The sequence below is a fragment of the Streptomyces sp. NPDC001816 genome, from assembly GCF_042892235.1.
In the GTDB taxonomy this organism is placed as follows: Bacteria; Actinomycetota; Actinomycetes; order Streptomycetales; family Streptomycetaceae; genus Streptomyces.
On the sequence record NZ_JBIATY010000004.1, the window covers coordinates 385,115 to 410,851 of the forward strand.

The following is a 25,737-nucleotide window of genomic DNA, read 5'->3' on the forward strand; positions in this document are numbered from 1 at the left end:
TCACCGCCGGTCCCGAAGCCCGCAGGTCCCAGCCTGCGCACACTCCGGCGGCCGCGCATGCGGAGGCAGTCCGGACGGCGTACACGGACGAGGTCCCCGGGGCTCGGCGCCATACTCGTGGACATGGAAACGGATCTTCACGGGCTGCTGCGGTCCCTGCGGGTGTGGTCACCCGAGGAGACCGAGCTACGGCCCTTCGACCCGGACAAGGCCCCTTCGGCACCGCTGCAGCTGTTCACGAGCTGGTTCGCGGAGGCGGTGGAGGCGGGTCAGCCGGAGCCGCACACCATGGCGCTGGCGACGACGGACGAGGACGGCCTCCCCGACGTACGGATCGTGATGCTGCACGGCGCGGACGCGGACGGCTGGTCCTTCGCGACGCACGTCACGAGCCGCAAGGGCCGGGCCCTGAGCGCCCACCCGTACGCGGCGCTGGTCTTCTACTGGCCGGTGCTGGGACGGCAGGTGCGGGTACGGGGTCCGGTGACGTCGGCGCCGTCGCGGGAGAGCCAGGCAGACCTGCACGCCCGCTCGACCGGGGCCCTGGCGGCGGCGCTCACCGGGCGGCAGAGCGAGCGGCTGTCCTCGCTGGACGAGCTGCGGCAGGCCTCGGAGGCCGCCTGGGAGCGGGCCCGGCAGAACCCGGCGGAGCCGTCCGAGACCTGGACGCTGTACCGCCTCCAGCCGGAGGAGGTGGAGTTCTTCCAGGGAGACGCGGCCCGCAGACACGTACGTCTGGCCTACCGTCGGACAGGGGCCTCGGACGCGTCCGGCTGGTCCAGGCACCTGCTGTGGCCGTAAGAGGCTGAGGGGTACATGAGGGGGACGACATGAAGTGGCTGATGCGGGGCCGCAGGTCGCGCGCGCAAGAGGTGCCGGGAGCGGGGCCGGTGGCCCTGAGGGGTGTGGCCAAGACGGCCCGGCCGGCCCCGGTCGCGCCCTCGGCCCCGCCGCCGCTGCTCAGGGCGGGCGGACCGGTGGTGCAGCGGGTGTCCGGCGACGGGAGCCGGGTGGTGGAGCTGGCCACCGGCGCCGAGCGGGTGATCCTCGGCATCACGCACCACGGCCCGGGCCACTTCGTGGTGGACGCCCTGGACGGCAGGATGCGCTCCGGCAGCCAACTCGTCCACACCGACGGCCCCTTCGCCTGCCGGGCCCTGGCCAATGCCGACGACCGTCCCGTGCGTGCGCTGCGGATCGAGGCGGACGGCCCGTGGACGGTCGAGGTGACCGGCCTCGCCGACGCCGCCGTCCTCGACGGCCACGCCGAGCGCGAGGCCTCGGACGTCCTGCGCCACGAGGGCGGCCCGGCCATCGCCCAACTGCGCTACATGGGCACTCCGCGCTCAGCCGACGGCGGCTACTTCCTCGCCAACGTCTTCGAGCCCGACGGCTCCGGCTTCCTCGACCAACTGGCCAACCACGTGGGCCCGTGGAGCGGAGAGGTCCCCCTGTCCGGTCCCTGTCTGCTGTACGCCCGGTCCGACGGGCCGTGGTCGATCAGTGTGCGCCCGGTGGGCGGCCAGGCCTGAGCCCCTCGAACTCCCACACCGCGAAGTCCGCCACGCCTTGGTAACCGATCCGCTGGTACAGCCCGTTGCTGGTCGGGTTCGCGAGGTCGGTGAAGAGGAGGACCTCCGCCGCGCCCCGCTCCAGGGCGGCCCGGCTCACCTCGGCGGTCACCGCGCCCGCGTAGCCACGGCCGCGCAGGGCCGCCGGGGTGTACACCGGGGTCACGCGGACCTGGCCGGCGATCTCCGGGGTCGCGCCGGCCATGGAGACCGGAGTGCCGTCGAGGGTCTCCCACAGGGTGATGCCGCCGTAGGTGAGGCGGGCGTCGGCCCACGCCGCCGGGGCCTGGACGCCGAGCAGCCCCGCCGCCTCGACGAACTCGACATGCCAGCGCATCATCAGCTCCCGGTCACCGGCCCCGGCAACCCGCGCACGGCCCACCGGAACCGGCTTCGGCACGGTCAACTCGCCCAGGCGGTAGAGCCTTTGACGCTCTTGGAGCTTTCCCGTCACCCCGGTACGCCGCTGCCACGCCTCCGCGACCGCCGCAGCCGTGTCCCGTTCGGCGCAGACACCGGGCATCGGATACCCCAGGCCGGCCAAGCGGTCCGCCAGGCCCTCGGCGTCCTCGGGGGTGAGCTGCGTGAGGTACACGCGGTGCGGCGGGGTGTGGACCAGGACCGCCCGCACCCCGCCCTCCGCCTCCCCGAGCGTCCCGAAGAGCGGGGCTTGGTCGCCGTACGCATGCAGGCCACGCCTGCGCAGCGCGTCCGTCACCGTCAGCGGCACCGTGTGCAGGGCCGGACGGGAGCGCAGGAAGTCTCCGGCGCGGGAGAGGAAGTCGTCAAGGTCTTCGGTCAGGTGCCAGGCGGCGGAATGCATGCAGGCATGATCCCGTTCAACTCCTCGGCCTGAAAACCGGTTTCCCCTCCCGGAAGCTCACCTCCAGCTCCATCCCGGCGGTCGGCTCGCCCCCCTCGCACCCGACCAGCTCCGTCATCATCCGCGGGCCCTCCGCCAGGTCCACGACCGCGGCGACGTACGGGGTGCGGTCGCCGAAGGGCGGGAGGTCGTTGCGGTGGACCGTGGACCAGGTGTAGAGGGTCGCCCGGCCGCTCGCCTCCTCCCAGGTCACGTCCTCGCTCCAGCAGTGCGGGCAGAACTCTCGGGGGTAGTGGTGGGCCCGGCCGCAGACGGCGCAGCGGCGGATCAGCAGCCGTCCCTCGGCCGCCGCCGCCCAGTAGGGCCGCGTGAAGGAGTCGATCTCCGGCTCGTCGGCCCGCGCCGCGCTCATCAGAACCACCCCAGTGCCGCGTCCACCGACCATGTCTGCCCCGCCATGCCGAAGAAGCCGACCAGCGAGATCAGCACCATCATCGAGTTCTGCCCCTGCTCCGCCCAGTCGTGGATCATGAGGACGAAGTAGAGGACGTTCAGGGCCAGGCCGCCCAGCAGGGCCACCGGGGTCAGGAAGCCGAGGATCAGGCCGAGTCCCAGGGCGAGTTCGGCGTAGGCCACCACGTACGCCATCGCCTTCGGCCGCGGTGTCACCACCGTCTCGAAGCCCGCCCGCACCGGGGTCCAGCGGTGCTTCTCCGCCACCCCCGCCGCCCAGGCGATACCGCCGCCCTCGAACCACGTCTTCTTGTCCTTGTGCCGCCAGCTCTCCAGCCACCACAGGCCGAGGCCTATGCGCAGCACCGCGAGCCACTCCGCGCCGTCGAGCCAGATCGCGTCCATGGATCTGACGGTACGTCAGTCAGCCCGAAAAGCCGAGGGGGGTTCGCGCGCCGCTGGGACCAGGGCCACGGCGCCAACTGTTCGTGCACCACTTCCGCCCATCCGAGATGCCTACGACACCTGTCCCACCCACCTCTCCCATCGATGTGATCAATCCGCAACCAATTCCGGTCTTGACCGAGACCCATCAACGGGGTGGGTGATTACGCTCCCGCTCATGGCCGCCTCCCGCCCCTCCCCCGCGCACCTCTCCGCGACCCCCGCGGACCGTCCCGTGTACGTCATCGGCGCCGGTCCCGGCGGACTCGCCGCCGCGTACGCGCTGCGGGCGCGGGGCATACGGGCCGTGGTGCTGGAGAAGGCCGACCAGGTGGGCGCCTCCTGGCGGCGCCACTACGACCGGCTCCATCTGCACACCACCCGCCGGCTGTCCGCCCTGCCCGGGCTCGCGATGCCGCGGCGGTTCGGTCGCTGGGTGTCCCGGGACAACGTGGTGCGGTACCTGGAGAAGTACGCCGAGCACCACGAGCTGGAGATCGTCACCGGTGTGGAGGTGTTCCGCGTCGAGCGGTCGGCGGACGGGACGGGCTGGCTGCTGCACGCCTCCGGCGGGCGGGAGCTGACCGGCAGCGCGGTGGTCGTCGCCACCGGCTACAACCACACCCCGCGCGTGCCCGCGTGGCCGGGCCTGGACGGTTACGGCGGGGAGTTCCTGCACGCCGGCCGGTACCGGAACGCCGAACCGTACGCGGGCCGGGACGTGCTCGTCGTCGGCGTCGGCAACACCGGTGCCGAGATCGCCGTGGACCTGGTGGAGGGCGGGGCCGCGCGGGTGCGGCTCGCGATGCGGACCGTTCCGCACATCGTGCGCCGCACCACCCTCGGCTGGCCCGCGCAGTACTCGGGTGTGCTGGCACGGCGGCTGCCGGTGCGGTTCGTGGACCAGGCGTCCCGGATCCAGGCCAGGATCGGCGTCCCGGACCTGTCCGCCCACGGCCTGCCCCGCCCGGACACCGGCCTGTACAGCAGGGCCAGGCAGGGCGCCGTCCCGGTCCAGGACGTCGGTCTGATCGACGCCGTACGGAAAGGGAAGGTGGAGATCGTGGCCGCCGTCGAGTCCTTCGAGGACGGGAAGGTGGTCCTCGCCGACGGCACCCGCGTCGAGCCGGACGCCGTGATCGCCGCGACGGGGTACCAGCGGGCGCTGGAGGGGCTGGTCGGGCATCTCGGGGTACTGGACGACCGGGGCAGACCGACGGTGCACGGCGGCCGTACGCCCGCCCAGGCGCCCGGACTGTACTTCACCGGGTTCACCAACCCGATCAGCGGAATGTTCCGCGAACTGGCGCTGGACGCCGAGAAGATCGCGAAGGGCGTGGCCAAGGAGTTCCGCACCGGACGGTAACTTTGCCGTTCCGACCCATTCCTGACACTCCGTCAGTTCAAGTAATCTGACAGAGCGTCAGTTGATGTGGCTGTCTCACAGGAGCGGGCGGAACGATGCTTGGATCAACCCACGGCACCCTCACCACCGACTCCCGCCGGGCCCGGGTCATCGCCTGCGGTGAGCAGCGGCCCGGACGCGTCGTCCACGATCAGGTCGACGACCTCGACGTCGGCGGGCGGCCGCTGTACGCGGACGTACCGGATCTGGCGCGGTTCTTCCGGCCCGGCTCGGTCGCCGTCGTCGGCGCCTCGGACGCCGAGGGGCGGCCGAACACCGGGATCACCCGGCAACTGCTGGGCTGGGCCGAGCGGGTGGGGGCGCGGGTGCATCCGGTGCATCCGACCCGGCCGTCGGTCTTCGGCATCCCGTGCTCCGCCTCGGTCGCCGACCTGCCGGAACAGGTCGACCTGGCCGTCCTGCTGGTGGCCGATCCACTGCCGGTGATCGAGGAACTCGCCGAGGCGAAGGTGAAGTTCGCGGTCGCGTTCGCCTCCGGGTTCGCGGAGACCGGCGAGGCGGGGGCCGAGGCGCAGGAGCGGCTCACGGAGGCCGTACGGCGCTCGGGCCTGCGGCTGCTCGGACCGAACACCAACCTCAACGCCTTCGAGCGCTTCCGGGACGACCTGGAAGGGCCGGCGATAGCGCTGATCACCCAGTCGGGACACCAGGGCCGCCCCGTCTTCGCTCTCCAGCAGCTGGGCATCCGGCTCTCCCACTGGGCGCCGACCGGCAACGAGGCCGACCTGGAGACCGCCGACTTCATCTCCTACTTCGCCGAGCAGCCCGAGGTCGGCGCCATCGCCTGCTACGTCGAGGGCCTCAAGGACGGCCGCACCTTCCTGCTGGCCGCCGACCGCGCCGCCCGCCGCCGGGTGCCGGTGGTCGCGGTGAAGGTGGGCCGCACGGAAGCGGGGGCCCGTACGGCCGCCTCGCACACCGGCAAGCTCACCGGCGCCGACGACGTGGTGGACGCGGCCATGCGGCAGTACGGCGTCATCCGCGTCGACGGCCTCGACGAACTCCAGGACACGGCCGCCCTGTTGGCCCGGGCACGGACTCCGCAGGCCGAGGGCGTCGTCATCTACTCCATCTCCGGCGGCACGGGTGCGCATGTCGCCGACCTGGCCGCCGGGCTGGGCCTGCGACTGCCGACGCTGTCGCCGGACAAGCAGTCCGAGCTGCACCAGTGGATCCCGGAGTACCTGAGCGTGGCCAACCCGGTGGACAACGGCGGGCATCCGGTGGGCGACTGGCGCGGCCGGAAGATCATCGACGCGATCCTCGCCGACCCGGAGGTCGGGGTGCTGATCTGCCCGGTCACCGGCCCCTTCCCGCCCCTCAGCGACAAGCTGGTACGCGATCTGGTCGAGGCGGCGGAGGAGACGGACAAGCTGGTGTGCGTGGTGTGGGGGTCGCCGGTCGGCACGGAGCCGGCGTACCGGGAGGTCCTGCTCGGTTCCAACCGTGTGGCCACCTTCCGCACGGTCGGCAACTGCCTCACCGCCGTCCGCTCCTGGCTCGACCACCACCGCTTCGTCAGCGACTACCGCTCCCCCTTCGACGAGGCCCCGCGCATCCCCTCCCCCTCCTTCCGCAAGGCCGACGCCCTGATGCGGCCCGGGCAGCAGCTCAGCGAGCACGCGGCCAAGCAGCTGCTGCGCGCCTACGGCATCCGGGTGCCGCGCGAACAGCTGGTGACCAGCGCGGCGGCCGCCGTCCGCGCGGCCGGGCAGGTCGGCTACCCGGTGGTGATGAAGGCGTCCGGCGCCCAGATCGCCCACAAGACGGAACTCGGCCTGGTGAAGATCGGCCTCACCTCGGCCAGCCAGGTCCGGGACGCCTACCGCGAGCTGACGGACATCGCCCGCTACGAGGGTGTCTCGCTCGACGGTGTCCTGGTGTGCCAGATGGTCGAGCAGGGCGTCGAGATGGTCGTCGGGGTGACCCATGACGAGCTGTTCGGGCCGACCGTGACCGTGGGGCTCGGCGGCGTGCTGGTCGAGGTGCTGCGCGACGCCGCCGTGCGGGTGCCGCCGTTCGGCGAGGAGCAGGCCCGGGACATGCTCGCCGAACTGCGCGGACGAGCCCTGCTGGACGGGGTCCGGGGCCGCCCGCCGGCCGACCTGGACGCGCTGGTGGAGGTGGTCCTGCGGGTCCAGCGCATGGCTCTCGAACTCGGCGAGCAGATAGCCGAGCTGGACATCAACCCGCTGATGGTGCTGCCCCGCGGGCAGGGCGCGGTGGCGCTGGACGCGCTGGTGGTGTGCCGATGAGCGACCTCGACGTCATACACGATGTCCGGGAGCAGGTCTCGCACATCACCCTCGACCGCCCCGAGGCCCTCAACGCGCTCACACCCGCCATGCGGGACCGCCTGATCGCACTGCTGGAGGAGGCGTCGGCGGATCCTGATCTACGAGCCGTCGTCCTCACCGGAACAGGCCGGGGATTCTGCGCGGGAGCGGACCTGCGGGGCGGCTCGGGGGGCTCCGGGCAGCGGATCCCCGGCGATGTGGCCCGCGTTCTCCGCCTGGGCGCCCAGCGGCTCGTCTCGGCCGTACTGGACTGCGAGAAGCCGGTGATAGCCGCCGTGAACGGCACCGCGGCCGGGCTCGGCGCACACCTCGCGTTCGCCTGCGACCTGATCCTGGCGGCGGAATCGGCCCGCTTCATCGAGGTGTTCGTCCGGCGCGGACTCGTACCCGACGGCGGCGGCGCCTATCTCCTGCCCCGCCTGATCGGTCCGCACCGGGCCAAGGAGCTGATGTTCTTCGGGGACGCGCTCTCGGCGGCGGACGCGGAACGGCTGGGCCTGGTCAACCGCATCGTCCCGGACGGCGAGTTGAACAAAACCGCCCGCGAGTGGGCAACCCGCCTGGCCACCGCCCCGACCCGCTCCCTCGCCCTCACCAAACAACTGGTGAACGCCTCCCTGGACGCCGACCGTTCCTCGGCCTTCGCGGCGGAGGCAGCCGCCCAGGAGATCAACATGACGACCGAGGACGCCGGGGAGGGTCTGCGGGCGTTCGTGGAACGGAGGAGTCCGGAGTTCCGGGGGCGGTGAGGCTCAGGACGCGGCGGCCCGCCCCAGCTTCCACAGGGTGCCCCCGTCCGGGTCGCCGAAGAGGACGAACAGTTCGGGGCTGTCCTCGCTGCCGGTGATCGACCAGTGGGTGTCCTCGCCGCAGTCTCCGTCGAGTTTGAGCAGCACGCCGTCCCGGTCGGTGTTGTCCGAGTCGTCGTCGGGCTCCCAGGTGCCGGATCCCTGGCACCGGACGTAGTCCCGGAAGTGGGCGTCGTCGAACGGGGGCTGTGTGGGCAGCTTGACGGCCTCGGCGCTGCCGTCGGGGCGCAGGCGCAGCTCGGCCCCGCTGTCGCCCCGCCAGACCCCGGCCAGCTGGGCGGAGGTCAGCTTCGGCGGCTCGTACTCCTGGATCAGACCGGTCTCGGTGGCGAGCACCCCACCGCCGATGGCCAGCACGAAGAGGACGACCGAGCCGAGTGCAGCCCGCCACCACACGCCCGCCGGACGCCAGGCCTGCCTGCGGACGAGGGCGACCCAGAGGGTGGGCAGGAGCCCGAGGGCGGCCAGGCAGGCGACCGTGGTGCCGAGCGGCCACTCGAAGAGCACGCCGGCCGGTACGCCCCAGATGAGGGCGGGGATGATGGGGGCCACCGCATGCCAGACCCACCCCGGGCCGGGGAAGCGCCGGCCCGCGAGCCGCGCGAGCACCACCGAGGGCAGGGACAGCGCGAACGCCGACACCATGCCGAGGATCGGCAGCAGCAGTGGCGCGAAGAGGAGGAAGCACAGCACGCCGAGGGCCCCGCCCAGCCCGGCCCCGTAGTCGTCCTGCGTGGTGGCCTCGTAGATCCACCACAGCAGACCGGCCGCCGGCAGCTGGGCGCCGCCGAGGGCCGCCGCCGCGCTCAGATCATCGGGTGCCCAGGTCAGCCCGGCACTCGGCTGCGTTCCATGCGTCTTTCCCCACCCCATGGGCGCAGCGTACGGGCACGCTTTCGGCCACCCGCCGACCCCTTCCCATCTGACACACCGTCAGCTTCAATGGGAGGGTGATGGGACACGCAGGGGCGGCGGCCGCCGCCGTCCGTTACCTCAGGTCGGCTCCGGCACCGGGGCCCGTGGAGGCGCTGCCGCGCCCGGAGTTGCGGTGCGTCCGCGAGGACGAGCGGGCGCCGGTGGACCCGGCGGAGTTCCGGCGCGTGCTGGGGCACTTCGCGACCGGGGTGACCGTGATCACGGCCCCGCCGGCCGACGGTTCGGCCTCCCCCGCCGGCTTCGCCTGCCAGTCCTTCTCCTCCCTCTCCCTCGACCCGCCCCTGGTCTGCTTCATGGTCGGCCGTACGTCGACGACCTGGCCGCGCATCGCCCGCGCGGGCGTCTTCTGCGTCAACGTCCTCGGCGCCGACCAGGGCGAGCTGTGCCGGGCCTTCGCGATCAGCGGCGCCGACAAGTTCGCGGGGGTGGTGTACGACACCGCGCCCGTCTCCGGTTCTCCGCGCCTCGCCGGCGCCGCCGCCTGGATCGACTGCACGATCCACGCCGTGCACACCGGAGGCGACCACCTCATCGTGGTGGGACGGGTGGACGCCCTCGGCGCGGAGGGGCCGGGCGAGCCGCTGCTGTTCCATCAGGGGCGGTTCGCCCGGATCAACTTCTAGGGATCAGCCGGTACGGCTCACCTGGGCGCCAGCCGCCGCAGTCCGTCAGGCGTCGGATGCCCGCACCCGAAGGATGCGGGTGACACGGTCGGCCACGGCGGGCGAAAACGCATCAGGGCATGCAATGCCCATGCGAATGGCGGTATCCCGGAGATACAGGTCCACCGTACTTTCGATCAGCGGCACCAGGGTGTCGATCGCCGCCCGGCCCCGCCGGTGTCCGGTGAACAGCAGGATCACTGCGAGCGCGGCCGCCGGCCACCAGAAGGTGATGGCGGCGACTCCCAGCAGTCCGCCGCCCCACGCGGTCGTCCGGCCGGCCCCGGTGAAACCGTCCCGGACGCCCTGGATGTCGTCCCGTACCTGGCTGTCGGCGACGGACCAGACATGGGGCCAGATCTCGGCCAGGTCCATCCGGTACCGCTCCTCCACCCTGGCCGTGGCACCTGCCATGCGCTGCGCCATCCAGGTGGGCTGATCCGGCTGACGCTCCGAATAGGCGTTCCTTCTCGCCAGCAGGCGCCGGAGCTCTGCGGACCGGGAGTGGGTGTCGATGCCGCGGCGCCGGTTGCGCACCAGTTCCTGTCGCGCTTCCGCTTCGACCGACCGGCACGCCAGTTCCTTCCGGCTCCATCGCCGCCCCCGCCACCGCACGAGCAGATTCACGTACCAGTCAGGCCCCGCGGGAAGCCAGAGCCGCTCCACCAGGCCGCCTGTGGAAGACGCCGCCAGGCCGGCCACGGCCGCGCCGAAGAGCACGATCGCGGCGGCCATGACGAGCCCGGCGGGCTCCTGGTGCGCCTTGTCCGTGACCACGGATCTGACGTAGGCGCGGAGATGGGCGAGGTCGAGCGCGTGGGTGAACCCCTGATGCCGTCCCACGAGCACACACGCCACGAACAGCAGGCCCGGCCCGAGGAGGACCGACGCCCAACGTTCGGCGGCCTTCTTGGACAGTTCCTGCAGGAAGGTGTTCATCAGGCCAACCGCACGCGTTCCAGCGGCCGTTCGCCGAGCGAGCAACGTGCACCTTCGGACTCCACCCGGTCGCAGCGTTTCAACGGGCAGACATAACAGGTTACTTCGGGGTCCCCGGGACGAACTCCCGGCAGCGGGCTCCACGAACGGTTCGGCCGGGTGAGCCCATGAAGGCCGATCGAGGCCAGCGCCTCGTCGATGGAGTCCAACGCCGCGGAAAGCTGCTGCGGGTCGGTGTTCTCCTGGGTGAGCAATTCGATGAAGTCGTCCAGAAGTTCCCCGGCGCCGGCCTCTTCGAGCATGTCCGCCAGGTCGCCTTTGCGGCCGTGCTCGCGGCACAATCGTTCCACGCGCTCGGCTAGTTCCACCGAAACCGGATCGTCTTCGAGGGGCGAGGCGTGATCGGTCACGAGCCGAGACTAACGGTACAGGCGTCGAGCGGCATCACTGCGGAGACAACGGGGGCCATGGTGCGGCACGTTCTCCTCGAACGCATCCGGGAACGAGTCAGGATGGCGGAGGCCGGAGCCGCCGCCGAGGCGGTCCTGTCCCGCGAAGGGCTGGCGGACGCGGCGGCACTGCTGGCTCGTCACCGCAGTTCAGGAGTCGACCTGGCCGCTCTGAAGGTCTGTGGCATGCTCTTCTTCCATCGCGCCCTCAGGCAGAGACGTGGAAGCCACAGCGCGGCCCGGGACTCCGCCGCGGCAGGCCACCTGTTCGCCGCGGTACATGTGTTGAGCCCGGGCGAACTGCCGTCGCGGTTCAACGACATGTATCGCAAACTGGATGTGGATCCGCACACCCTGTTCTCCGAAGACACCGGGTTCACCACCGACCCACTGGTGTGGTGGGATCTGGGCTTCGAGGTCCTGCGAAGTGATCCGCAGTCGATGGCAGTCCCGCACCTCACCCTTGTCGCAGACCTCTTTCGCCTCGCCCGGCTGTCGGCGACACCGGATCACCTGCTCTACCCGGATCTCATCCCGATGTTGGGAACGCGGTTGTGTCTTTTACGCTCGGCGACTCAGGACACGAATGTGGCGGCCGAGGCGTTCGAGGTCTGCGGCACAGCACTGGACCTACTGGCCGAGAACCATCCTCAGCGCCCGCTCTTTCTGCGTAACCACGGCGTCGAGGCAACCGTCCTGGCCCAGCGGCTGGACGATGTCGATGCGGCGCGTACGGCCGTCGCGCGCTGGCGGGAGATCGTCCGGTTACCCGATACCGACAGCCGCGACCGACTGAGTCTGGGCGCCGCCCTGGCCGAGTGCGCGCGACTCACCGAGAACGAGCAGCAGTACCTGGAGGCACTCCGTACGTTCTGGCAGCTCGCGCATTCCTCCTCGGAACCACGGATGACGGCCTTCAACAATCTCAAGGCACTGCTGGGCCGACTGTTGCAGGACCCCCAGTACAGGGACATCGTCTCCGCGTTCTGCCGGTCGGCTCTCCCCGCACCCGGCAGGGAGACGTTCGCCGACGGCCCAGTCCTGGGGGCGCTGTGGTCACTGGAGAGCATGGCGAACCAGAACGAGCACGATCTGCGAGCCCTGACCTCCATGGTGACCCTGGCGCGCAGGATGCTCGCCGTTGCCGAGGATGACAACTCCTGGCGGGAGGCCGCCATCGCCGCGGCAACGGCCCTTCACCAACATGCCCAGCTGATCCATTCCGCTGACGAGGCCCGCGAAGCCATCGCGCTGGCTCAGACCGGTCTCGACATCACTGAACGACTGGACTCATCACAGGCATTCATTTTCAGGCACGCCTTGGCATCTGCCAACGGCGTCCTCTACGAGGTGACAGGGGACCCGGAAGCACAGCGAGAAGCCGTCCGTCAGGGCCAGCTCTCCGTGGACAGCATGGACGGCGCGAACGCCGTGCAACAGGCGACGGCGCTCGCCACCTATGCCGGGGTTCTGCACCGCTATGCGGCACGTATGGCTGACAGGCCGCTGCTGCACGAAGCTCTGGCCTTGCAGCAGCGGGCGAGCTCGATCCGCGAACTGCCCAGCTATCTCAGAACCACTCTGCTCTGTGGACTCGCCGGTATGCTCACCGATCTCCACGTACTGGAAAAACCAGAGGCACCGGACAATCTCCGCCAGGCTGTGGCGGCGGCCGAGCAGGCGCTCTCGCTCGCCGAACCCGGCATCGGGAGGCATGGCCAATTCGCCCGCCAAGAGCTGTTGCACGCCAAGCGGCTGTTGGGTGTGGCTACGAACAATCCCGAGGAGCTGCGCTCCGTCGTCGTACTCGCAGATGAAATCCTCGCCACCGACGGGGAAGAGCTGGTCAAAGGGATCGTTCATGCCGTGGAGCTGGAACGGGCCCAAGCCCTCGGCTCACTGGCGCGGATGGGGAACAGCCCCCAACACCGCCGAGCAGCCTTCGCCGGCCTGGACCGCGTCATGGACTCGACCGAGACACGTCCATGGCTACGCATGCAGGCTGCCGTCGTCCAGTTGCAGATGTCCGATCACGACGACCGCGAATCGCTGGACCGGATCGCCAAGGCAGTCGATCTGCTCCAGCTCAACGTGGCGTCAGGTGCCCTGTGGGACGACCGGGAGCACGTGGTCCGTACGTTCGCCGTGCTGACCGAGGAGATCGTCCTGACCGGGCTCAGCACCAACGAGCCCGTCCGGACGGTCGAGCTGCTGGAAAGGAGCAGGGGACTCCTGCTGCAGGACGACCTCAGCACAAGGTTCCGCCCGGGTCCGGAATACGCCGGCTTCGAAGCAGAGGTCAAAGCATTGTCGGACCGACTGCGGGCCCTCGACGCCAGGGACCGCGCCGCATCGGGACGATGGGACGAGCGGCGAGAGCTGAACCGCGGGATCGCCGATGAACGCGCACAGTTGATGGGGGAATGGAACCGCCTCAGAGCACTCCTCCCTCGGGAAGACTCCGTCGACCTGGCCCACTTGGCCTCTGGGGGGCCAGTCGTAAAAGTAGTGTCGACCTCTGAAGGTGGACATGCCTTTCTTCTCACCGGGGATCCCACGGAACCGGTCCAGGTACTCCAGCTTCCTGAACTCGACACCACAACAGCTCATGACCGTGTCCTCACCTTTCTGACCGCCCGCGAGTACGCCACCGAAAGCAGGTTTCCCGGCCGGGTGCGCCTGCTGGCACAGGCGGAGGTGCGCGACACCCTCGCCTGGCTCTGGCAGGTGGCGGCCCAGCCCATCGTCGAGGCCCTCGGACTCACCTCCACCCCCGAGGGCACCTGGCCCCGCATGTGGTGGTGTCCAGTTGGTTTCCTGGGCCACCTCCCCTGGCACGCGGCCCAGTCGGCCCAGGGGGACGGCGTCCTCGACAGGGTGGTCTCCTCTTACACGACCAGTCTGCGCTCCCTGCACTTCGCGCGACGGATCCCGACCCCGCCCCACGGCGAGCGCGCGTTGATCGTCGCGCAGCCCGAGGTGCCCTCCGCGGAGCCGTTGCGAGGGGTCGAACGAGAGGTGGCGGTTGTACGCCGCTTCGTCCCGCAGTCGACACTCCTGGAGAAGTCGGATGCGACGAAGGACAACGTGCTCAACGCTCTGCAGTCCCACTCCATCGTCCACCTGGCCTGCCATGCCGACAGCGATGTCCACTCACCCGGGCGGAGCCGGCTTCTTCTTGTGGACCATGAGGAGTCGCCACTGACCGTGGCCGACCTCGCCGGAATGCCTCTGGCCGAACGTCAGCTCGCCGTGCTGTCGGCGTGCAGCACCTTCCAGATCACCCCTGCGCTGGCGGACGAGGCCCTGCACGTCACGGCTGCCTTCCAGCAGGCAGGGTTTCGGCATGTCGTAGGTGCGATGTGGCCCGTGGGTGATGACGTCGCCACAGCCGTCTCGGGCAGGTTCTACGACCGGCTCACTGGTTCAGCCGCCCATCCGCCGCAGACGGATCTCGCCGCCATGGCCCTGCACGACGCCGTGTCGCTGCTCCGCCGGCAGTACAGTGCCGCACCCACCAAGTGGGCCTCCTTCATCCACCTGGGAGCCTGACCCATGACCAGCTTCGGCAGCCTCTCCGCACCTGCACGCGAACTGCTGGCCCGGGCCGCCTGGCTGGCTGCCGGGCATGTGCCGGAGGGCTTGGCGGTGGCCTTGCTTCCGAATGCACCGGACGGCGCGATCGACGAGCTCGTCCGGGCCTGCCTGCTGTCGCCGCACCCGGAAGGCGGTTTCGTGATGGAGGCACGGACCGGGGAGTTGGCACGCTCGGCCTTCGAGGAAAGAGGCAGGGACGAAGCCATCCTCGCGATAAGCCGTTATCTCGGTGACGAGGGCTCTCCCGGCGAAGTGGCACGCTGCTTGGACCTGCTTCCTCATCTGATCCACTGGGTGGGGCTGACACGTCCCGAGGACGACTTCGTGGACGGCGCCATGCTGATGAACAGGGTCGTCGTTCTGCTGCTCCACCAGGAGATGGGCGCGCCGGCGCTTCCTCTGGCCGAGCGCGTCGTGCGCACCTGCGAGATACACATCGGCGCTGAGGATGTGAGGACGTGGCGCATCCGGGCCGTTCTGGCCTCCGTCCTTGACCAGAGCGGTCACGTCCGCAGGGCTGCCCGGCAGGTGGAGAAGGTGATCGCAGGGCTTTCCGCCCTGCATGGCGAGGACCACCCCGACGTGTGGTCGGCCCGGCAGAACCTGGGGGCCATGTACATGCGTCTACAGGAGTTCGACCGCGCGGTCTCCGTCGTCCGCCAGCTCATCGAGCACCACACGGCGGTCTCGGGGCCAAGGGACCGGCAGACCTTGATGGCACGCCACAACCTCGCCGTCGTCCTGCAGAAGGCAGGGCGCCTTGCCGAGGCGTTGGAGATCTGGGAGGCATGCGTCCCCGAGTTCGATACGTTCCTCGGCGTCACAGACCCCGACACCATGGACGTTCGCCGGGCACTCGCCGCGGCACTCGAGGTGCAGGCCGGGCTGGACACTTCCGACATGAGCCTGGAGGAAGCAGAGCACACGCTCGAGCAGCTCTCCGGGGAGCCTGGACGCATCACCCAGCGGTATCTGGCAGTGCTGGTCCATCGGGCGACCCTTCTCCGGAACCAGGGACGTCTGGACGAAGCGGAGTCCGATTTCGGCAAGGCCATCGATCTCGGAAGCAGGGAAGTCGGTCCGGGTCATCCCATCGTCGTCTCGGCCCACTACCGACTTGCCCTCCTTCATCACCTCTGCGGCCAGGACGATCTGGCGCTGGCGGTCGCCGAACGCGGTCTGCGGGAAAGTGAGCGGTCGCTCGGCAGGACACACGATGAGACGCTGATAACCGTCACCTTCATCCTGGGCATGCTCGCGAGACAGAAGAGGGCGGCCGAACTGCAGCAGAGGATCGAGGAATGGCTCGCGGACATCATCGAGGGCTGGGGCTTCGCCCATCCGATGGTCCGTGAACTGGCGAGAAACCGGTCCGGCCTGGCCCTCTACGGAGTCGAGTGGGCCACAGGCCGACGCACAGCCCTCTGAAAAGCCCCCGGCGCTGAGCCGACGGACAGCCGTACGACCACCTCAAAACGATCAGGCCGCCAACCAGCCCGAGCACCCCACCCGACCGCTCATTCCAGGCCATCGACCCGCCACTTCGGGTTGGAACACCTCCCGCCGTGGCTTTCGAACCACGGCGGAAGGCGTTTGTGGGGGATGCGACCCTGACCCTGCGGTCGCCATGGGGGTGCGTCAGTCAGGCGTCCGCGCCAGCACCAGGGCGAGGACCAGGGCAGAGACGATCGCCACGTAGACGAGCAAGCCGGCGATCGCCTTCATGGCCGCGCGCTCATGGCTGCTCGGCATCCAGGTTCTCGTAGTGGTCGCACAGGGCTTTGACACAACGGGCGAGCTTCCGCGCCACGGCCACGCGGACAGGCGGCATGCAGCCGTCTCCGAGCCGCTGCTTTCTCCTCGCCTCGCCGACGCAGGCGAGCGCGCAGTACCGCGGGACGCTGTCTCGCGGCAGTCGCCCGGCTTTCGCCGCCACCTTGGGGATCAGCAGCTCCATGTGACCGCGCAGCATCGCAGTGAGCGTGTCCAGCTCGCCTGGAGCTGGAGGCACTGCGTCGGGTGCATCGTCGGGGCCCAGCAGGATGGCCGCCGTCTCGCGGATCGTCCCGATGTCCAGGGGCACGGTGGCATTGCCGCTCTCGGCCGTGGCGTTCACTGCTCGGCCGCCCGGGTCTTCCGACAGCCCGGACAGCCGCACGCGGGAAACGCCGTGCTCAGCGGTGGAGGCCCATCGCTGGGCAGGACGTTCACCGTGCCGCGCTCCGCGATGACAGTGCCGTGGCGGTTCACGGTGTAGACCCGGATCGTCATGCCGCCCCGTGGGCCGGTATCAGGTGAGGCTGTAACGTTCGCCATGTCGACGCTCCTCAGAAGCGTTGGCCGCGCCCGGGGCCGTGTCAGCGGTCGCCGGGCTTCGTCATTTTCGGCAGCCGGGCACAACACGGCCGCATTCGCGGCGTGCTGACGCAGCGCCAAAAAAGAGACTGGACCGGTGGACCGGTCCAGTCAAGCCGCTTGAGTGAGCCACTACCCCATCGGGTATGTCTCGACCTCCTCGAAGACGTGCGACGGCGTGACGCCCTCTTCGCACACCAATGGAAGCCGGTCCTGGTCATAGGCCGTGTGAACCACGACGGCCACGGCTGCCGGCTGTTCCACCTCTAGCAACCGGGCTTCCTCGTTACTGGCCAGGCGCACCGTGGTGACGTCGACACCTTCGCAGGGCGAACGGCCGGTTTCACGGCGCACATAGTGCGTGGTGCCCTCGGCGATCGGGCCCGGCAACGCCAGGCGGGGAGCCACATCGGCGATCCCGACCGGGAACCAGGCGGTGACGACCGTCCCCGGCGAGCCGTCGTCGAGCAGCACCAGGCGCATGCGTCGCAGCGCGGTCTCGCCGGGTTCGAGACCGAGGGCTTCAGCCACGTGAGCGGGCGGCACGAGCCGGTCCGGCATGCCCAGCCGCCGATACGGTGCACCACCCGCAACGCGACTGGAACCGGCCTGACGACCGCCCGCCGACCGCGCGATCGGCGTCTCCACAACCGTGAATCCAGTGCCCTGCCGGGCCACGACCAGGCCATCGGCCCTCAGCACGTCGTACGCCTTGACCACGGTGGCCCTGGACACGCCCCACTGCTCGGCGAGGTCACGACCTGAGGGCAGCAAGTCGCCCGGGCCGACCTCCCCCGCCGCGATCCGGGTCCGGAGATCGTCGGCGATCTGTTCGTACTTCAGAAGGGGCATAAGGCATGTTTCCGATCACTGGACTGGTCCACTGCTCGGGAACCAGAATGCCCGCATGACACTCCCTGAGCTAGCGCCGGAGATCGTGAGGTTCTACACCGAGACCATCGACGAGGCAGACAGGCTCAGCACCACAGCCGACGGACGCCTGGAGATGGTGCGCACCCAGGAGCTGCTACGCCGGTATCTGCCGACGCCACCGGTCCGCATTCTCGACGTCGGCGGCGGCCCCGGCGCCCATGCCCGATGGCTGGTCGAGGACGGCTACGACGTTCATCTCGTCGACCCGATCTCCCGGCACGTCGAACAGGCCAAGCATTCGGGTGCCACCGTCGAAGTCGGCGATGCTCGCAAGCTCACCGCCGGGGACGGTTCGGTCGGTGTCGTCCTGCTCCTCGGCCCGCTGTACCACCTGATCGACCGCGCCGACCGCGAGCTGGCGCTCGGCGAGGCATACCGCGTGCTCAAGCCGGGCGGTCTGCTGGCAGCGGCCGGTATCAACCGGTACTCCAGCCTCTTCGAGCACGCCGCGTTCGCGCACCTCTACAAGGAACCGATGCAGAAGAGCATCAGCCAGATCCTCGCCTCCCAGATCCACGACGGGAAGAAGGCGTTCACAGCGGCCTATTTCCACAGTGGCGAGCAGCTGCGCGACGAGGTGACCGCTGCCGGGTTCGACGATGCCGAGGTCTTCGGGATCGAAGGCCCGGCCTGGTCCATGCTCGCGGCAGCCGAGCGCAACACCGGCGGCGACTTCCGGGACACGCCCCTGTTCGAGTCGGCACTGACTGCGGCACGCCTGGCCGAGCCGTATCCGGACCTGCTGGCGGCGAGTTCGCATCTGCTGGCGGTCGGCCGCCGGCCCCTCTGATGCCAAGGCGAGAGACGAAGAGGCCCCGCCGCCCGCGTAAGGCGGACAGCGGGGACAGACAGACGCCATAGACGCGCTTCTACGGCATGAAGGTCAGCGCACCGCCAGCCGCCACAATGACGTCACCTCGGCCGCGCGGGCCGTGTGCAAGGGGTCGCTGGGGTCGGTCGCGCGTGGGTGGCGTGGGCGGGTGTTCGTGCGGGACAGCAGCTTGAGGCCCGCCTGCTCGATCGCCCCGAGCAGCTCGGTGCGGGTGCGTAGGCCCAGGTGTTCGGCCAGGTCGGACAGGATCAGCCAGCCCTCGCCGCCGGGTTCGAGATGTGCGGGCAGGCCTGCCAGGAAGGCGTGCAGCATGGCGCCGCCGGGGTCGTACACGCCCTGGTCGAGGGTGGAGGCGGGGCGAGCCGGGAGCCAGGGCGGGTTGCAGACGACCAGTGCGGCCCGGCCGGGCGGGTACAGCTCCGGGCCCGTGACCGTGACCCGGTCCGCGAGGCCCAGGCGGCTGACGTTGTCCCGGGCGCAGGCGCAGGCCCGTGGGCTGAGGTCGGTCGCGATGACGCGGCGCACACCGCGCCGGGCCAGGACGGCGGCCAGCACACCAGTGCCGGTGCCCAGGTCGAAAGCGGTGGTGGGGGTGGTGGGCAGCGGCGCCTCCGCCACCAAGTCGACGTACTCGCCGCGCACCGGGGCGAAGACGCCGTAGTGCGGGTGGATGCGGGCGGCGCCCAGGGCGGGGACGATGACGCCCTTCTCGCGCCACTGGTGGGCACCGAGTGCACCCAGGAGTTCGCGGAGCGGGACGAGGGTGGGGCCGGCCGGGGGGCCGTAGGCCTCGGTGCAGGCCTGGCGGACGTCCGGGGCGCGGCGCAGGGCCAGGGTGTGGTCCGGCTCGAGGAGGACCAGGAGGCGGGCCAGCACTCGGGATCGGTGGGCGCGGAAGCGGCGCTGTGCGTGGAAGGTTGCGGATGCGGTCGGCACCGGGTCCGGTGCCTTGCGGTTGATACGGCGGGACAGCGCGGCCAGCAGCTGGCGGGCGCCGTGGTAGTCGTCCCGCCACAGCAGCGCGGTGCCCTCGCAGGCGTGGCGGTATGCAGTGGCGGCACGCATGCGGTCGTCGGCGACGATCAGACGGCGCGGCGGCGGGAGGCTGCTCTCAGAGTGCCAGTGGGCGGAAAGGGGTTCGTTCTCGGTCCAGTGAACCAGGGGCACGGCATGCTCCTCGGGAGGGTGATCCAACGTGGGCGGGCACGAGGACCACGTCGCCGAGAACCATTCCGAGTGTCACGAACATCCCTTTCCGTTCAGGTGAGTTCAGGATACGGCCAATGCGGGGGCCGTCGGGGTTCGCCTGATCACCAGGGCCATCAGGGCCGCCGCCGCGCACAGGGTGCCGGAGGCGTACCAGACCATGTCGTAGGTGCCGAAGACGTCGCGGGCGACGCCGCCGAGGAAGGCTATGAGGGCCGCGCCGACCTGGTGGGAGGCGAGCACCCAGCCGAAGACGATGGCGCTGTCCTCGCCGTACTGCTCCCGGCACAGGGCGAGGGTGGGCGGGACCGTGGCCACCCAGTCGAGGCCGTAGAAGATGATGAAGAAGATCATCGGGGGGTGGACGGACGGCCCCAGCAGCATGGGGAGGAAGAGGAGCGAGATGCCGCGCAGGGCGTAGTAGACGGCCAGCAGGCGGCGCGGTTCGAAGCGGTCGGTGAACCAGCCGGAGGCGATCGTGCCGACGACGTCGAACACGCCGATGACCGCGAGCAGCGAGGCCGCCGCCGTGACGGGCATGCCGTGGTCGTGGGCGGCGGGCACGAAGTGCGTCTGGATCAGGCCGTTGGTGGAGGCACCGCAGATCGCGAAGGTGCCGGCGAGCAGCCAGAACGGACCGGTGCGCACGGCCGAGCCGAGGACCTTGAGGGTGCGGCGGGCGGCCCCGGTGACCGGCGCCGGCTTCGGCACGAACTCCTGGGCGCCGTACGGCTTCAGGCCCACGTCGGCCGGGTGGTCGCGCAGCAGGAGCCACACGAACGGGACGACCGCGAGGGCGGCGAGGGCGACCGTCACGGCGGCCGGGCGCCAGTCGTAGGACTCGACCATCCACGACAGCAGCGGCAGGAAGATCAGCTGGCCGGAGGCGGAGGCGGCGGTGAGGATGCCGCTGACCAGCCCGCGCCGCTCGGTGAACCAGCGGTTGGTGACCGTCGCGGCGAAGGCGAGGGCCATCGACCCCGAGCCGAGGCCGACCAGCAGTCCCCAGCACAGCAGCAACTGCCAGGCCGCCGTCATCCACACGGTGAGGCCGGAGCCGAGCGCGATCACCGTCAGCGCCACGGCGACCACCTTGCGGATGCCGAAGCGGTCCATCAGCGCGGCGGCGAAGGGCGCGGTGAGCCCGTACAGCGCGAGGTTGATCGAGACGGCCGCGCCGATCGTGCCGCGCGACCAGCCGAAGTCCTGGTGCAGGGGGTCGATGAGCAGGCCGGGCAGGGAACGGAAGGCGGCCGCGCCGATGATCGTGACGAACGTGACGGCGGCGACGAACCAGGCCCGGTGCACACGGTGGCGTCGGCCGGGCGGGGCCTGGACGGGAGCTGCGGCTTCGGTTGTCTGAGTCACGTCATAGAGGGTCCTGTTTCGGACCCCGCACATCGAGTGGCCCGAAGGCCAGCATTCGTTAGGATCGGGCCATGGAGAGTCGGGGCGACAGAGGGATCAGGTCATGACTGCCGGCCAGGGGTTTCGTCCGCATCGGATCGTCGTCCTCGCACTGGACGGCCTGCTCCCCTTCGAGCTGGGCATCCCGCACCGGATCTTCGGCCGCCCGCGGGACGCCGAGGGCCGGTACCTGTACGAGGTCGTGACCTGCTCGGTCCGCCCGCCCGGCCCGGTCGAGACGGACGCCGACTTCGCGGTGCACGTCGTGAACGGCCCGGAGGCGCTGGAAACGGCCGACACGGTGATCGTCCCGGCGTCCTACGAACTCGGCCCGGTCTACGAGGAGGGCAGGCTGACCGAGGAGCTGACCGCGGCCTTCGCCCGCATCCGCCCCGGCACCCGCCTCGCCTCCATCTGCACCGGTGTCTACGTCCTCGCCGCCGCCGGCCGTCTGGACGGCCGCCCGGCGACGACCCACTGGGCGGACGCCGAACGCTTCCAGCGCATGTTCCCGCGGATCAAGGTGGACGCGGACGTCCTGTTCATCGACGACGGGGACGTGCTGACCTCGGCCGGCGTGGCCGCCGGGATCGACCTGTGCCTCCACATGGTGCGCCGCGACCACGGCACGGCCGTCGCCAACGACGTGGCCCGCCGCACGGTCGTCCCGCCCCACCGCGACGGCGGCCAGGCCCAGTACATCCACCGTCCCGTCCCCGACCCCCAGGTCGCCACCACCACCGCGGCCCGCGCCTGGGCCCTCGGCCGCCTGCACGAGCCGATCCAGCTGCGGGACATGGCCGAGCAGGAGGCCATGTCGGTCCGCACCTTCACCCGCCGCTTCCGCGAGGAGGCCGGCATCAGCCCCGGCCAGTGGCTCACCCAGCAGCGCGTCGAACGCGCCCGCCACCTCCTGGAGTCCACCGACCTCTCGGTCGACCAGGTGGCCCGCGACGCCGGCTTCGGTACGGCCCAGTCGATGCGCCAGCACCTGCAGCAGGCCCTCGGGGTGACCCCGACGGCTTACCGGCGGACGTTCCGGGCGGGGGCCGACGACGGGGCGGGGCCCCCGCGATGACGGAGCAGGACTGTCACGGGGCCGTGGGTGTCCGGCTGCGGCCGCTTCCGTCGGCCGCCTCGACTTCCCTGCGGCCCCGGGACCGCTGCCCGCGTATCTCGCCCCACCAGCCGATCCCGGTGAGGATCAACGTCAGCACCACGCCTGCCAGAACCGCCGTGGAGGGGGCCGCCAGCTTCAGCAGGGCGCCCGCCAGGGAGCCCGTGGCCGCATAACCGGCGCCCGCGGCCGCGTACATGACCGAGTAGCCGGCTGCCAGCGCGCCGGACGGGAGGGCCTCGCGCAGGGACAGGTTGCGGGTGAGCATCGCCGCCGACTGCAGCAAGCCCGCCACCGCCAGCCCGGCGGCGATGCCGGCCAGGTCGGGTATCCGCGCGAGCAGGACCGCGGCGGCCGACATCCCGCACAGCAGCAGCACACTGCGCGTGGCGAGCCGACCCGGCCAGGTACGCAGCCCGTACAGGAACGCACCCACTCCTGAGGTCACCGACATGCCGAGCAGCAGCGGCCCCGACCAGCCGACGCCGATCCCGCGCTGCTCCAGGAGGGCGGGCAGGACCAGTTCGGCGAGGGCGAGCAGGCACAGGCCCGCGGCGCCGGTGACGTACGCCGGCCAGGCACCCGCCAACACCCGGAGTTTCGATGACCCCTCGGTCCGCTCCTCCGCCTGCCAGCCCTCCGGCAGCAGCCACAGGCCCGCGACCGAGGAGGCCATCAGGGCCGCCGCGAGCAGCAGCGGCACGCCCGGGGCGACACCCAGCGCGAGGCCGGTGACCGCGGCCGGGGACACCGCCCAGACGACCGCCATCAGCATCGACTCCGCCGACAGCGCCTGCGCGGCCGCGTGCTCAGGGACCAGCGAGGTGAGCAGGGCCCGCAGTCCTCCGGCGGCCGCCGCGGGGGCGGCACCGGCGAGGAACGCGCACGCCGCGAGTATCACGGGGTGGGCGCCGGGCAGCGCGCCGAGGCCGGCGAAGCCGACGGCACCGGCGGCGAGGCCGGCGGCCAGCTGCGGGCGGGCCCGGCGGGGGTTCATCCGCATGCCGAGGACCGGGGCGCCGAGGATCTCGCCGAGCACGTAGACCGCGGCGAGAGCGGCGCCCAGCGGGTAGCCGCCCGGCCGTTCCCGGACCAGGAAGACCAGGGCCAGCGGGGCCATGGCCACTGGCATTCGGGCGCCGATGGACACGCAGGCCCAGGTCAGCACCTGCTTCGAGGTGATGTCGCGGTAGGTCATGCGATGACGGTAGGGGCCGCCACCGACAACCACCGAGGCAATTTTCCATGCCTGTGGATAACTTCGACGATCCGGATTCAGAACGTCAGCACCCCGCGCGCCACCCGCCCCGCCTCCGCGTCCGCCCGCGCCTTCTCGAAGTCCTCCACCGGATAGGTCGCCGTCACCAACTCATCGAGAAGCAGGCGGCCTTGGCGGTACAGCTCGGCGTACAGGGGGATGTCCCGCTGGGGGCGCGAGGAGCCGTAGCGGCAGCCCAGGATGGCCTTGTCGAGGAACATCGAGGAGACGACGAAGGACGCCTCCGCGGTCGCCCGGGGCATGCCGAGCAGGACGGCCTGGCCGTGGCGGTCGAGGAGGTCGATGGCCTGGCGGATCAGCTCGACGCGGCCCACGCACTCGAAGACGTGGTCGGCGCCCGTCGGCAGGAGGTCCCGCACGCCCTCGGCCGAGGTGAGGAAGTCGGTCGCGCCGAACTGCCGGGCCGCCGCCTCCTTCGCCGGGTTGGCGTCCACGGCCACGATCCTCAGGGCTCCGGCAAGACGCGCGCCCTGGAGGACGTTCAGGCCGATACCGCCCGTGCCGATGACGACCACGGTGTCCCCGCGGTCCACCCGGGCCCGGTTCAGGACCGCGCCGACCCCGGTCAGCACCCCGCAGCCGATCAGCGCGGCCGACGACAACGGAATGTCCTTCGGGACGCGGACCGCCTGCACCGCCTTCACGACCGTACGTTCCGCGAAGGCCGAGTTGCAGGCGAACTGGTAAACCGGCCGGTCCCCGCGGCTGAAGGGCCGGCCCGGGCGGCCGATCGCCTGGCGGCACATGGTCGGGCGCCCCCGGTCGCACTCCGGGCAGGTCCCGCAGTTGGCCAGCGTGGACAGGGCCACATGGTCACCGGGCGCGACATGCGAGACGCCCGCACCGACCGCCTCCACCACGCCCGCGCCCTCATGACCCAGCACCACCGGCACCGGGAAGGGGATGGTGCCGTCCACCACCGAAAGGTCGCTGTGGCACAGCCCGGCCGCCGAGATCGCCACCAGCACCTCGCCGGGCCCGGGCTCCCGTACCGCCAGATCGTCCACCACCTGCACCTGCTTGCCGTCGAACACCACACCGCGCATCACACGACCCCCTTCGGCTCTCTCGGCAGACCGAGCACCCGCTCGGCGATGATCGTGCGCTGGACCTGGTCCGAGCCGCCGTAGATGGTGTCGGCCCGGGAGAAGAGGAACAGATGCTGGTCGGGGTCGAGTTCGTACGGCGCAGCCGGCGCCCAGTCGCGCGGCCCAGCCGATGCCTCCGCACCACGCACCTGCATCGCCAACTCCCCAAGGCGCTGGTGCCAGTTCGCCCACAGCAGTTTGGCCACACTGGGCGCGCCCGCGTCACCGGAGCCGCCGAGGGTGCGCAGGGCGTTCCAGCGCATGGCCCGCAGCTCGGCCCACTGCCGTACGAGCCGGGCCCGTACGACCGGGTCGTCGACGGCACCGGTACGCACGGCCGCCCGCACGACCCGCCCCAACTCCTCGGCGAATCCGATCTGTTGGGCCAGCGTCGACACCCCGCGCTCGAAGCCCAGCAGGCTCATCGCCACCCGCCAGCCCTGACCCTCTCCGCCGACGACGTGCTCCGCGCGCGCGTGTGCCCCGTCGAAGAAGACCTCGTTGAACTCGCTGGTGCCGGTCATCTGGCGTATCGGCCGCACCTCGACACGCCCCGGCTGGTCCATGGGGACGAGCAGAAAACTGAGGCCCTGGTGACGACGGGACCCGGCATCGGTCCGGGCCAGCACGAAGCACCAGTCGGCCTCGTGGGCGAGAGAGGTCCAGATCTTCTGGCCGGTGATCCGGTAGGACGCCCCGTCACGCACCGCCGACGTCCGCACCCCGGCCAGGTCGGACCCCGCACCCGGCTCGCTGTACCCCTGACACCACAGTTCCTCCCCGGCGGCGACCGGCGGCAGGAAACGGCTCTTCTGTTCCTCGGAGCCATGGATGATCAGGGTGGGGGCAAGCAGGTTCTCCCCGATGTGCCCCGAGCGCGGGGGCGCACCCGACCGCGCGTACTCCTCGGCCCAGGCGACCTGCTGGGTGAGGGTGGCGGTCCGGTTGCCGTAGCCGTCCTCGGGCCAGCCGATCCCGATCCAGCCGGCTTTCCCGAGCGTACGTTCCCAGGTACGACGGTCCTGCGCGCTGTCGGCATGCGCCGCAAGCCAGCCGCGAGCCTCGGTACGGAACGCCTCGTCCTCGGAGGTGAATTCAAAGTCCATGGGGCCTC

General features: G+C 70.8%; 23 protein-coding genes. 10 read left to right on the forward strand and 13 right to left on the reverse strand.

Annotation, left to right across the window (positions count from 1 at the left end):
- Positions 1–123: 123 nt before the first annotated feature.
- Together ACFYZZ_RS17285 and ACFYZZ_RS17290 are read left to right on the forward strand one after the other, a co-directional pair.
- Complete coding sequence (locus ACFYZZ_RS17285) at positions 124–801, forward strand: pyridoxal 5'-phosphate synthase (protein ID WP_389176357.1); 678 nt, start codon at positions 124–126, stop codon at positions 799–801.
- Positions 802–830: 29 nt separating this feature from the next.
- Positions 831–1,532 carry a hypothetical protein gene (locus tag ACFYZZ_RS17290; protein ID WP_389176359.1) on the forward strand — a complete coding sequence of 234 codons (702 nt, stop codon included), beginning with the start codon at positions 831–833 and terminating at the stop codon, positions 1,530–1,532.
- Here ACFYZZ_RS17290 and ACFYZZ_RS17295 read toward each other — a convergent pair.
- Genes ACFYZZ_RS17295 through ACFYZZ_RS17305 form a run of 3 tightly spaced genes read right to left on the reverse strand, consistent with a single transcriptional unit; the run spans position 1,501 to position 3,252 of the window.
- Positions 1,501–2,394 carry a GNAT family N-acetyltransferase gene (locus tag ACFYZZ_RS17295; protein ID WP_389176361.1) on the reverse strand — a complete coding sequence of 298 codons (894 nt, stop codon included), beginning with the start codon at positions 2,392–2,394 and terminating at the stop codon, positions 1,501–1,503. The two genes, ACFYZZ_RS17290 and ACFYZZ_RS17295, sit on opposite strands and share 32 nt — an antisense overlap.
- Positions 2,395–2,410: 16 nt before the next feature.
- Positions 2,411–2,806, reverse strand: coding sequence for a Zn-ribbon domain-containing OB-fold protein (locus ACFYZZ_RS17300; protein ID WP_389176363.1), 396 nt, complete (start codon positions 2,804–2,806; stop codon positions 2,411–2,413).
- Positions 2,806–3,252: a DoxX family membrane protein gene (locus ACFYZZ_RS17305; protein WP_389176365.1), complete on the reverse strand. Its 447-nt coding sequence runs from the start codon at positions 3,250–3,252 to the stop codon at positions 2,806–2,808. The genes ACFYZZ_RS17300 and ACFYZZ_RS17305 overlap by 1 nt, the downstream gene beginning before the upstream one ends.
- Before the next feature lie 217 nt (positions 3,253–3,469).
- Between ACFYZZ_RS17305 and ACFYZZ_RS17310 the strand changes: the two genes are divergently transcribed.
- From ACFYZZ_RS17310 to ACFYZZ_RS17320, 3 genes are all read left to right on the forward strand, one after another.
- Positions 3,470–4,657, forward strand: a complete 1,188-nt coding sequence (locus ACFYZZ_RS17310) for a flavin-containing monooxygenase (RefSeq protein WP_389176367.1) — start codon at positions 3,470–3,472, stop codon at positions 4,655–4,657.
- Between the two features lie 95 nt (positions 4,658–4,752).
- Entirely contained in the window at positions 4,753–6,972 is a 2,220-nt protein-coding gene (locus ACFYZZ_RS17315) for an acetate--CoA ligase family protein (RefSeq protein ID WP_389176369.1), read from the forward strand.
- Positions 6,969–7,763: an enoyl-CoA hydratase/isomerase family protein gene (locus ACFYZZ_RS17320; protein WP_389176371.1), complete on the forward strand. Its 795-nt coding sequence runs from the start codon at positions 6,969–6,971 to the stop codon at positions 7,761–7,763. Before ACFYZZ_RS17315 ends, ACFYZZ_RS17320 begins: the two co-directional genes overlap by 4 nt.
- Positions 7,764–7,766: 3 nt before the next feature.
- On the opposite strand, the gene ACFYZZ_RS17325 is transcribed toward ACFYZZ_RS17320, so the two are convergent.
- Positions 7,767–8,696, reverse strand: coding sequence for a hypothetical protein (locus ACFYZZ_RS17325; protein WP_389176373.1), 930 nt, complete (start codon positions 8,694–8,696; stop codon positions 7,767–7,769).
- Between the two features lie 80 nt (positions 8,697–8,776).
- On the opposite strand from ACFYZZ_RS17325, the gene ACFYZZ_RS17330 reads away from it, so the two are divergent.
- Complete coding sequence (locus ACFYZZ_RS17330) at positions 8,777–9,382, forward strand: flavin reductase family protein (protein ID WP_389176375.1); 606 nt, start codon at positions 8,777–8,779, stop codon at positions 9,380–9,382.
- Between the two features lie 45 nt (positions 9,383–9,427).
- Here the strand turns inward: ACFYZZ_RS17330 and ACFYZZ_RS17335 are convergent, their stop codons facing one another.
- Together ACFYZZ_RS17335 and ACFYZZ_RS17340 are read right to left on the reverse strand one after the other, a co-directional pair.
- Positions 9,428–10,360 (reverse strand): hypothetical protein, encoded by a 933-nt coding sequence (locus ACFYZZ_RS17335; protein ID WP_389176377.1) that lies wholly within the window; start codon positions 10,358–10,360, stop codon positions 9,428–9,430.
- The gene (locus ACFYZZ_RS17340; RefSeq protein ID WP_389176379.1) at positions 10,360–10,770 is read right to left on the reverse strand and encodes a hypothetical protein; all 411 of its coding nucleotides are present in this window, start codon (positions 10,768–10,770) and stop codon (positions 10,360–10,362) included. Before ACFYZZ_RS17340 ends, ACFYZZ_RS17335 begins: the two co-directional genes overlap by 1 nt.
- Between ACFYZZ_RS17340 and ACFYZZ_RS17345 the strand changes: the two genes are divergently transcribed.
- Both ACFYZZ_RS17345 and ACFYZZ_RS17350 read left to right on the forward strand, forming a co-directional pair.
- Positions 10,759–14,361, forward strand: coding sequence for a CHAT domain-containing protein (locus tag ACFYZZ_RS17345; protein ID WP_389176381.1), 3,603 nt, complete (start codon positions 10,759–10,761; stop codon positions 14,359–14,361). The two genes, ACFYZZ_RS17340 and ACFYZZ_RS17345, sit on opposite strands and share 12 nt — an antisense overlap.
- Before the next feature lie 3 nt (positions 14,362–14,364).
- Complete coding sequence (locus ACFYZZ_RS17350; RefSeq protein WP_389176383.1) at positions 14,365–15,834, forward strand: tetratricopeptide repeat protein; 1,470 nt, start codon at positions 14,365–14,367, stop codon at positions 15,832–15,834.
- Between the two features lie 307 nt (positions 15,835–16,141).
- On the opposite strand, the gene ACFYZZ_RS17355 is transcribed toward ACFYZZ_RS17350, so the two are convergent.
- Both ACFYZZ_RS17355 and ACFYZZ_RS17360 read right to left on the reverse strand, forming a co-directional pair.
- Positions 16,142–16,564, reverse strand: coding sequence for a DUF6415 family natural product biosynthesis protein (locus tag ACFYZZ_RS17355; RefSeq protein WP_389176385.1), 423 nt, complete (start codon positions 16,562–16,564; stop codon positions 16,142–16,144).
- A 329-nt stretch (positions 16,565–16,893) separates the two neighbouring features.
- Positions 16,894–17,613 carry a GntR family transcriptional regulator gene (locus tag ACFYZZ_RS17360; protein ID WP_389176386.1) on the reverse strand — a complete coding sequence of 240 codons (720 nt, stop codon included), beginning with the start codon at positions 17,611–17,613 and terminating at the stop codon, positions 16,894–16,896.
- A gap of 55 nt (positions 17,614–17,668) precedes the next feature.
- Here ACFYZZ_RS17360 and ACFYZZ_RS17365 point away from each other — a divergent pair, with 55 nt between their 5' ends.
- Positions 17,669–18,484 carry a class I SAM-dependent methyltransferase gene (locus ACFYZZ_RS17365; protein ID WP_389176388.1) on the forward strand — a complete coding sequence of 272 codons (816 nt, stop codon included), beginning with the start codon at positions 17,669–17,671 and terminating at the stop codon, positions 18,482–18,484.
- Positions 18,485–18,577: 93 nt separating this feature from the next.
- Here ACFYZZ_RS17365 and ACFYZZ_RS17370 read toward each other — a convergent pair whose 3' ends face one another.
- Both ACFYZZ_RS17370 and ACFYZZ_RS17375 read right to left on the reverse strand, forming a co-directional pair.
- Positions 18,578–19,693 carry a methyltransferase gene (locus tag ACFYZZ_RS17370; RefSeq protein WP_389176390.1) on the reverse strand — a complete coding sequence of 372 codons (1,116 nt, stop codon included), beginning with the start codon at positions 19,691–19,693 and terminating at the stop codon, positions 18,578–18,580.
- A 102-nt stretch (positions 19,694–19,795) separates the two neighbouring features.
- Positions 19,796–21,100: an MFS transporter gene (locus tag ACFYZZ_RS17375; RefSeq protein ID WP_389176392.1), complete on the reverse strand. Its 1,305-nt coding sequence runs from the start codon at positions 21,098–21,100 to the stop codon at positions 19,796–19,798.
- A gap of 103 nt (positions 21,101–21,203) precedes the next feature.
- Between ACFYZZ_RS17375 and ACFYZZ_RS17380 the strand changes: the two genes are divergently transcribed.
- Positions 21,204–22,217, forward strand: a complete 1,014-nt coding sequence (locus ACFYZZ_RS17380) for a GlxA family transcriptional regulator (protein ID WP_389176394.1) — start codon at positions 21,204–21,206, stop codon at positions 22,215–22,217.
- A 13-nt stretch (positions 22,218–22,230) separates the two neighbouring features.
- Here the strand turns inward: ACFYZZ_RS17380 and ACFYZZ_RS17385 are convergent, their stop codons facing one another.
- From ACFYZZ_RS17385 to ACFYZZ_RS17395, 3 genes are all read right to left on the reverse strand, one after another.
- Entirely contained in the window at positions 22,231–23,454 is a 1,224-nt protein-coding gene (locus ACFYZZ_RS17385; RefSeq protein ID WP_389176396.1) for an MFS transporter, read from the reverse strand.
- Between the two features lie 77 nt (positions 23,455–23,531).
- Positions 23,532–24,581, reverse strand: coding sequence for a Zn-dependent alcohol dehydrogenase (locus ACFYZZ_RS17390; RefSeq protein ID WP_389176398.1), 1,050 nt, complete (start codon positions 24,579–24,581; stop codon positions 23,532–23,534).
- Complete coding sequence (locus tag ACFYZZ_RS17395; RefSeq protein WP_389176400.1) at positions 24,581–25,729, reverse strand: acyl-CoA dehydrogenase family protein; 1,149 nt, start codon at positions 25,727–25,729, stop codon at positions 24,581–24,583. Before ACFYZZ_RS17395 ends, ACFYZZ_RS17390 begins: the two co-directional genes overlap by 1 nt.
- Positions 25,730–25,737 lie beyond the last annotated feature (8 nt).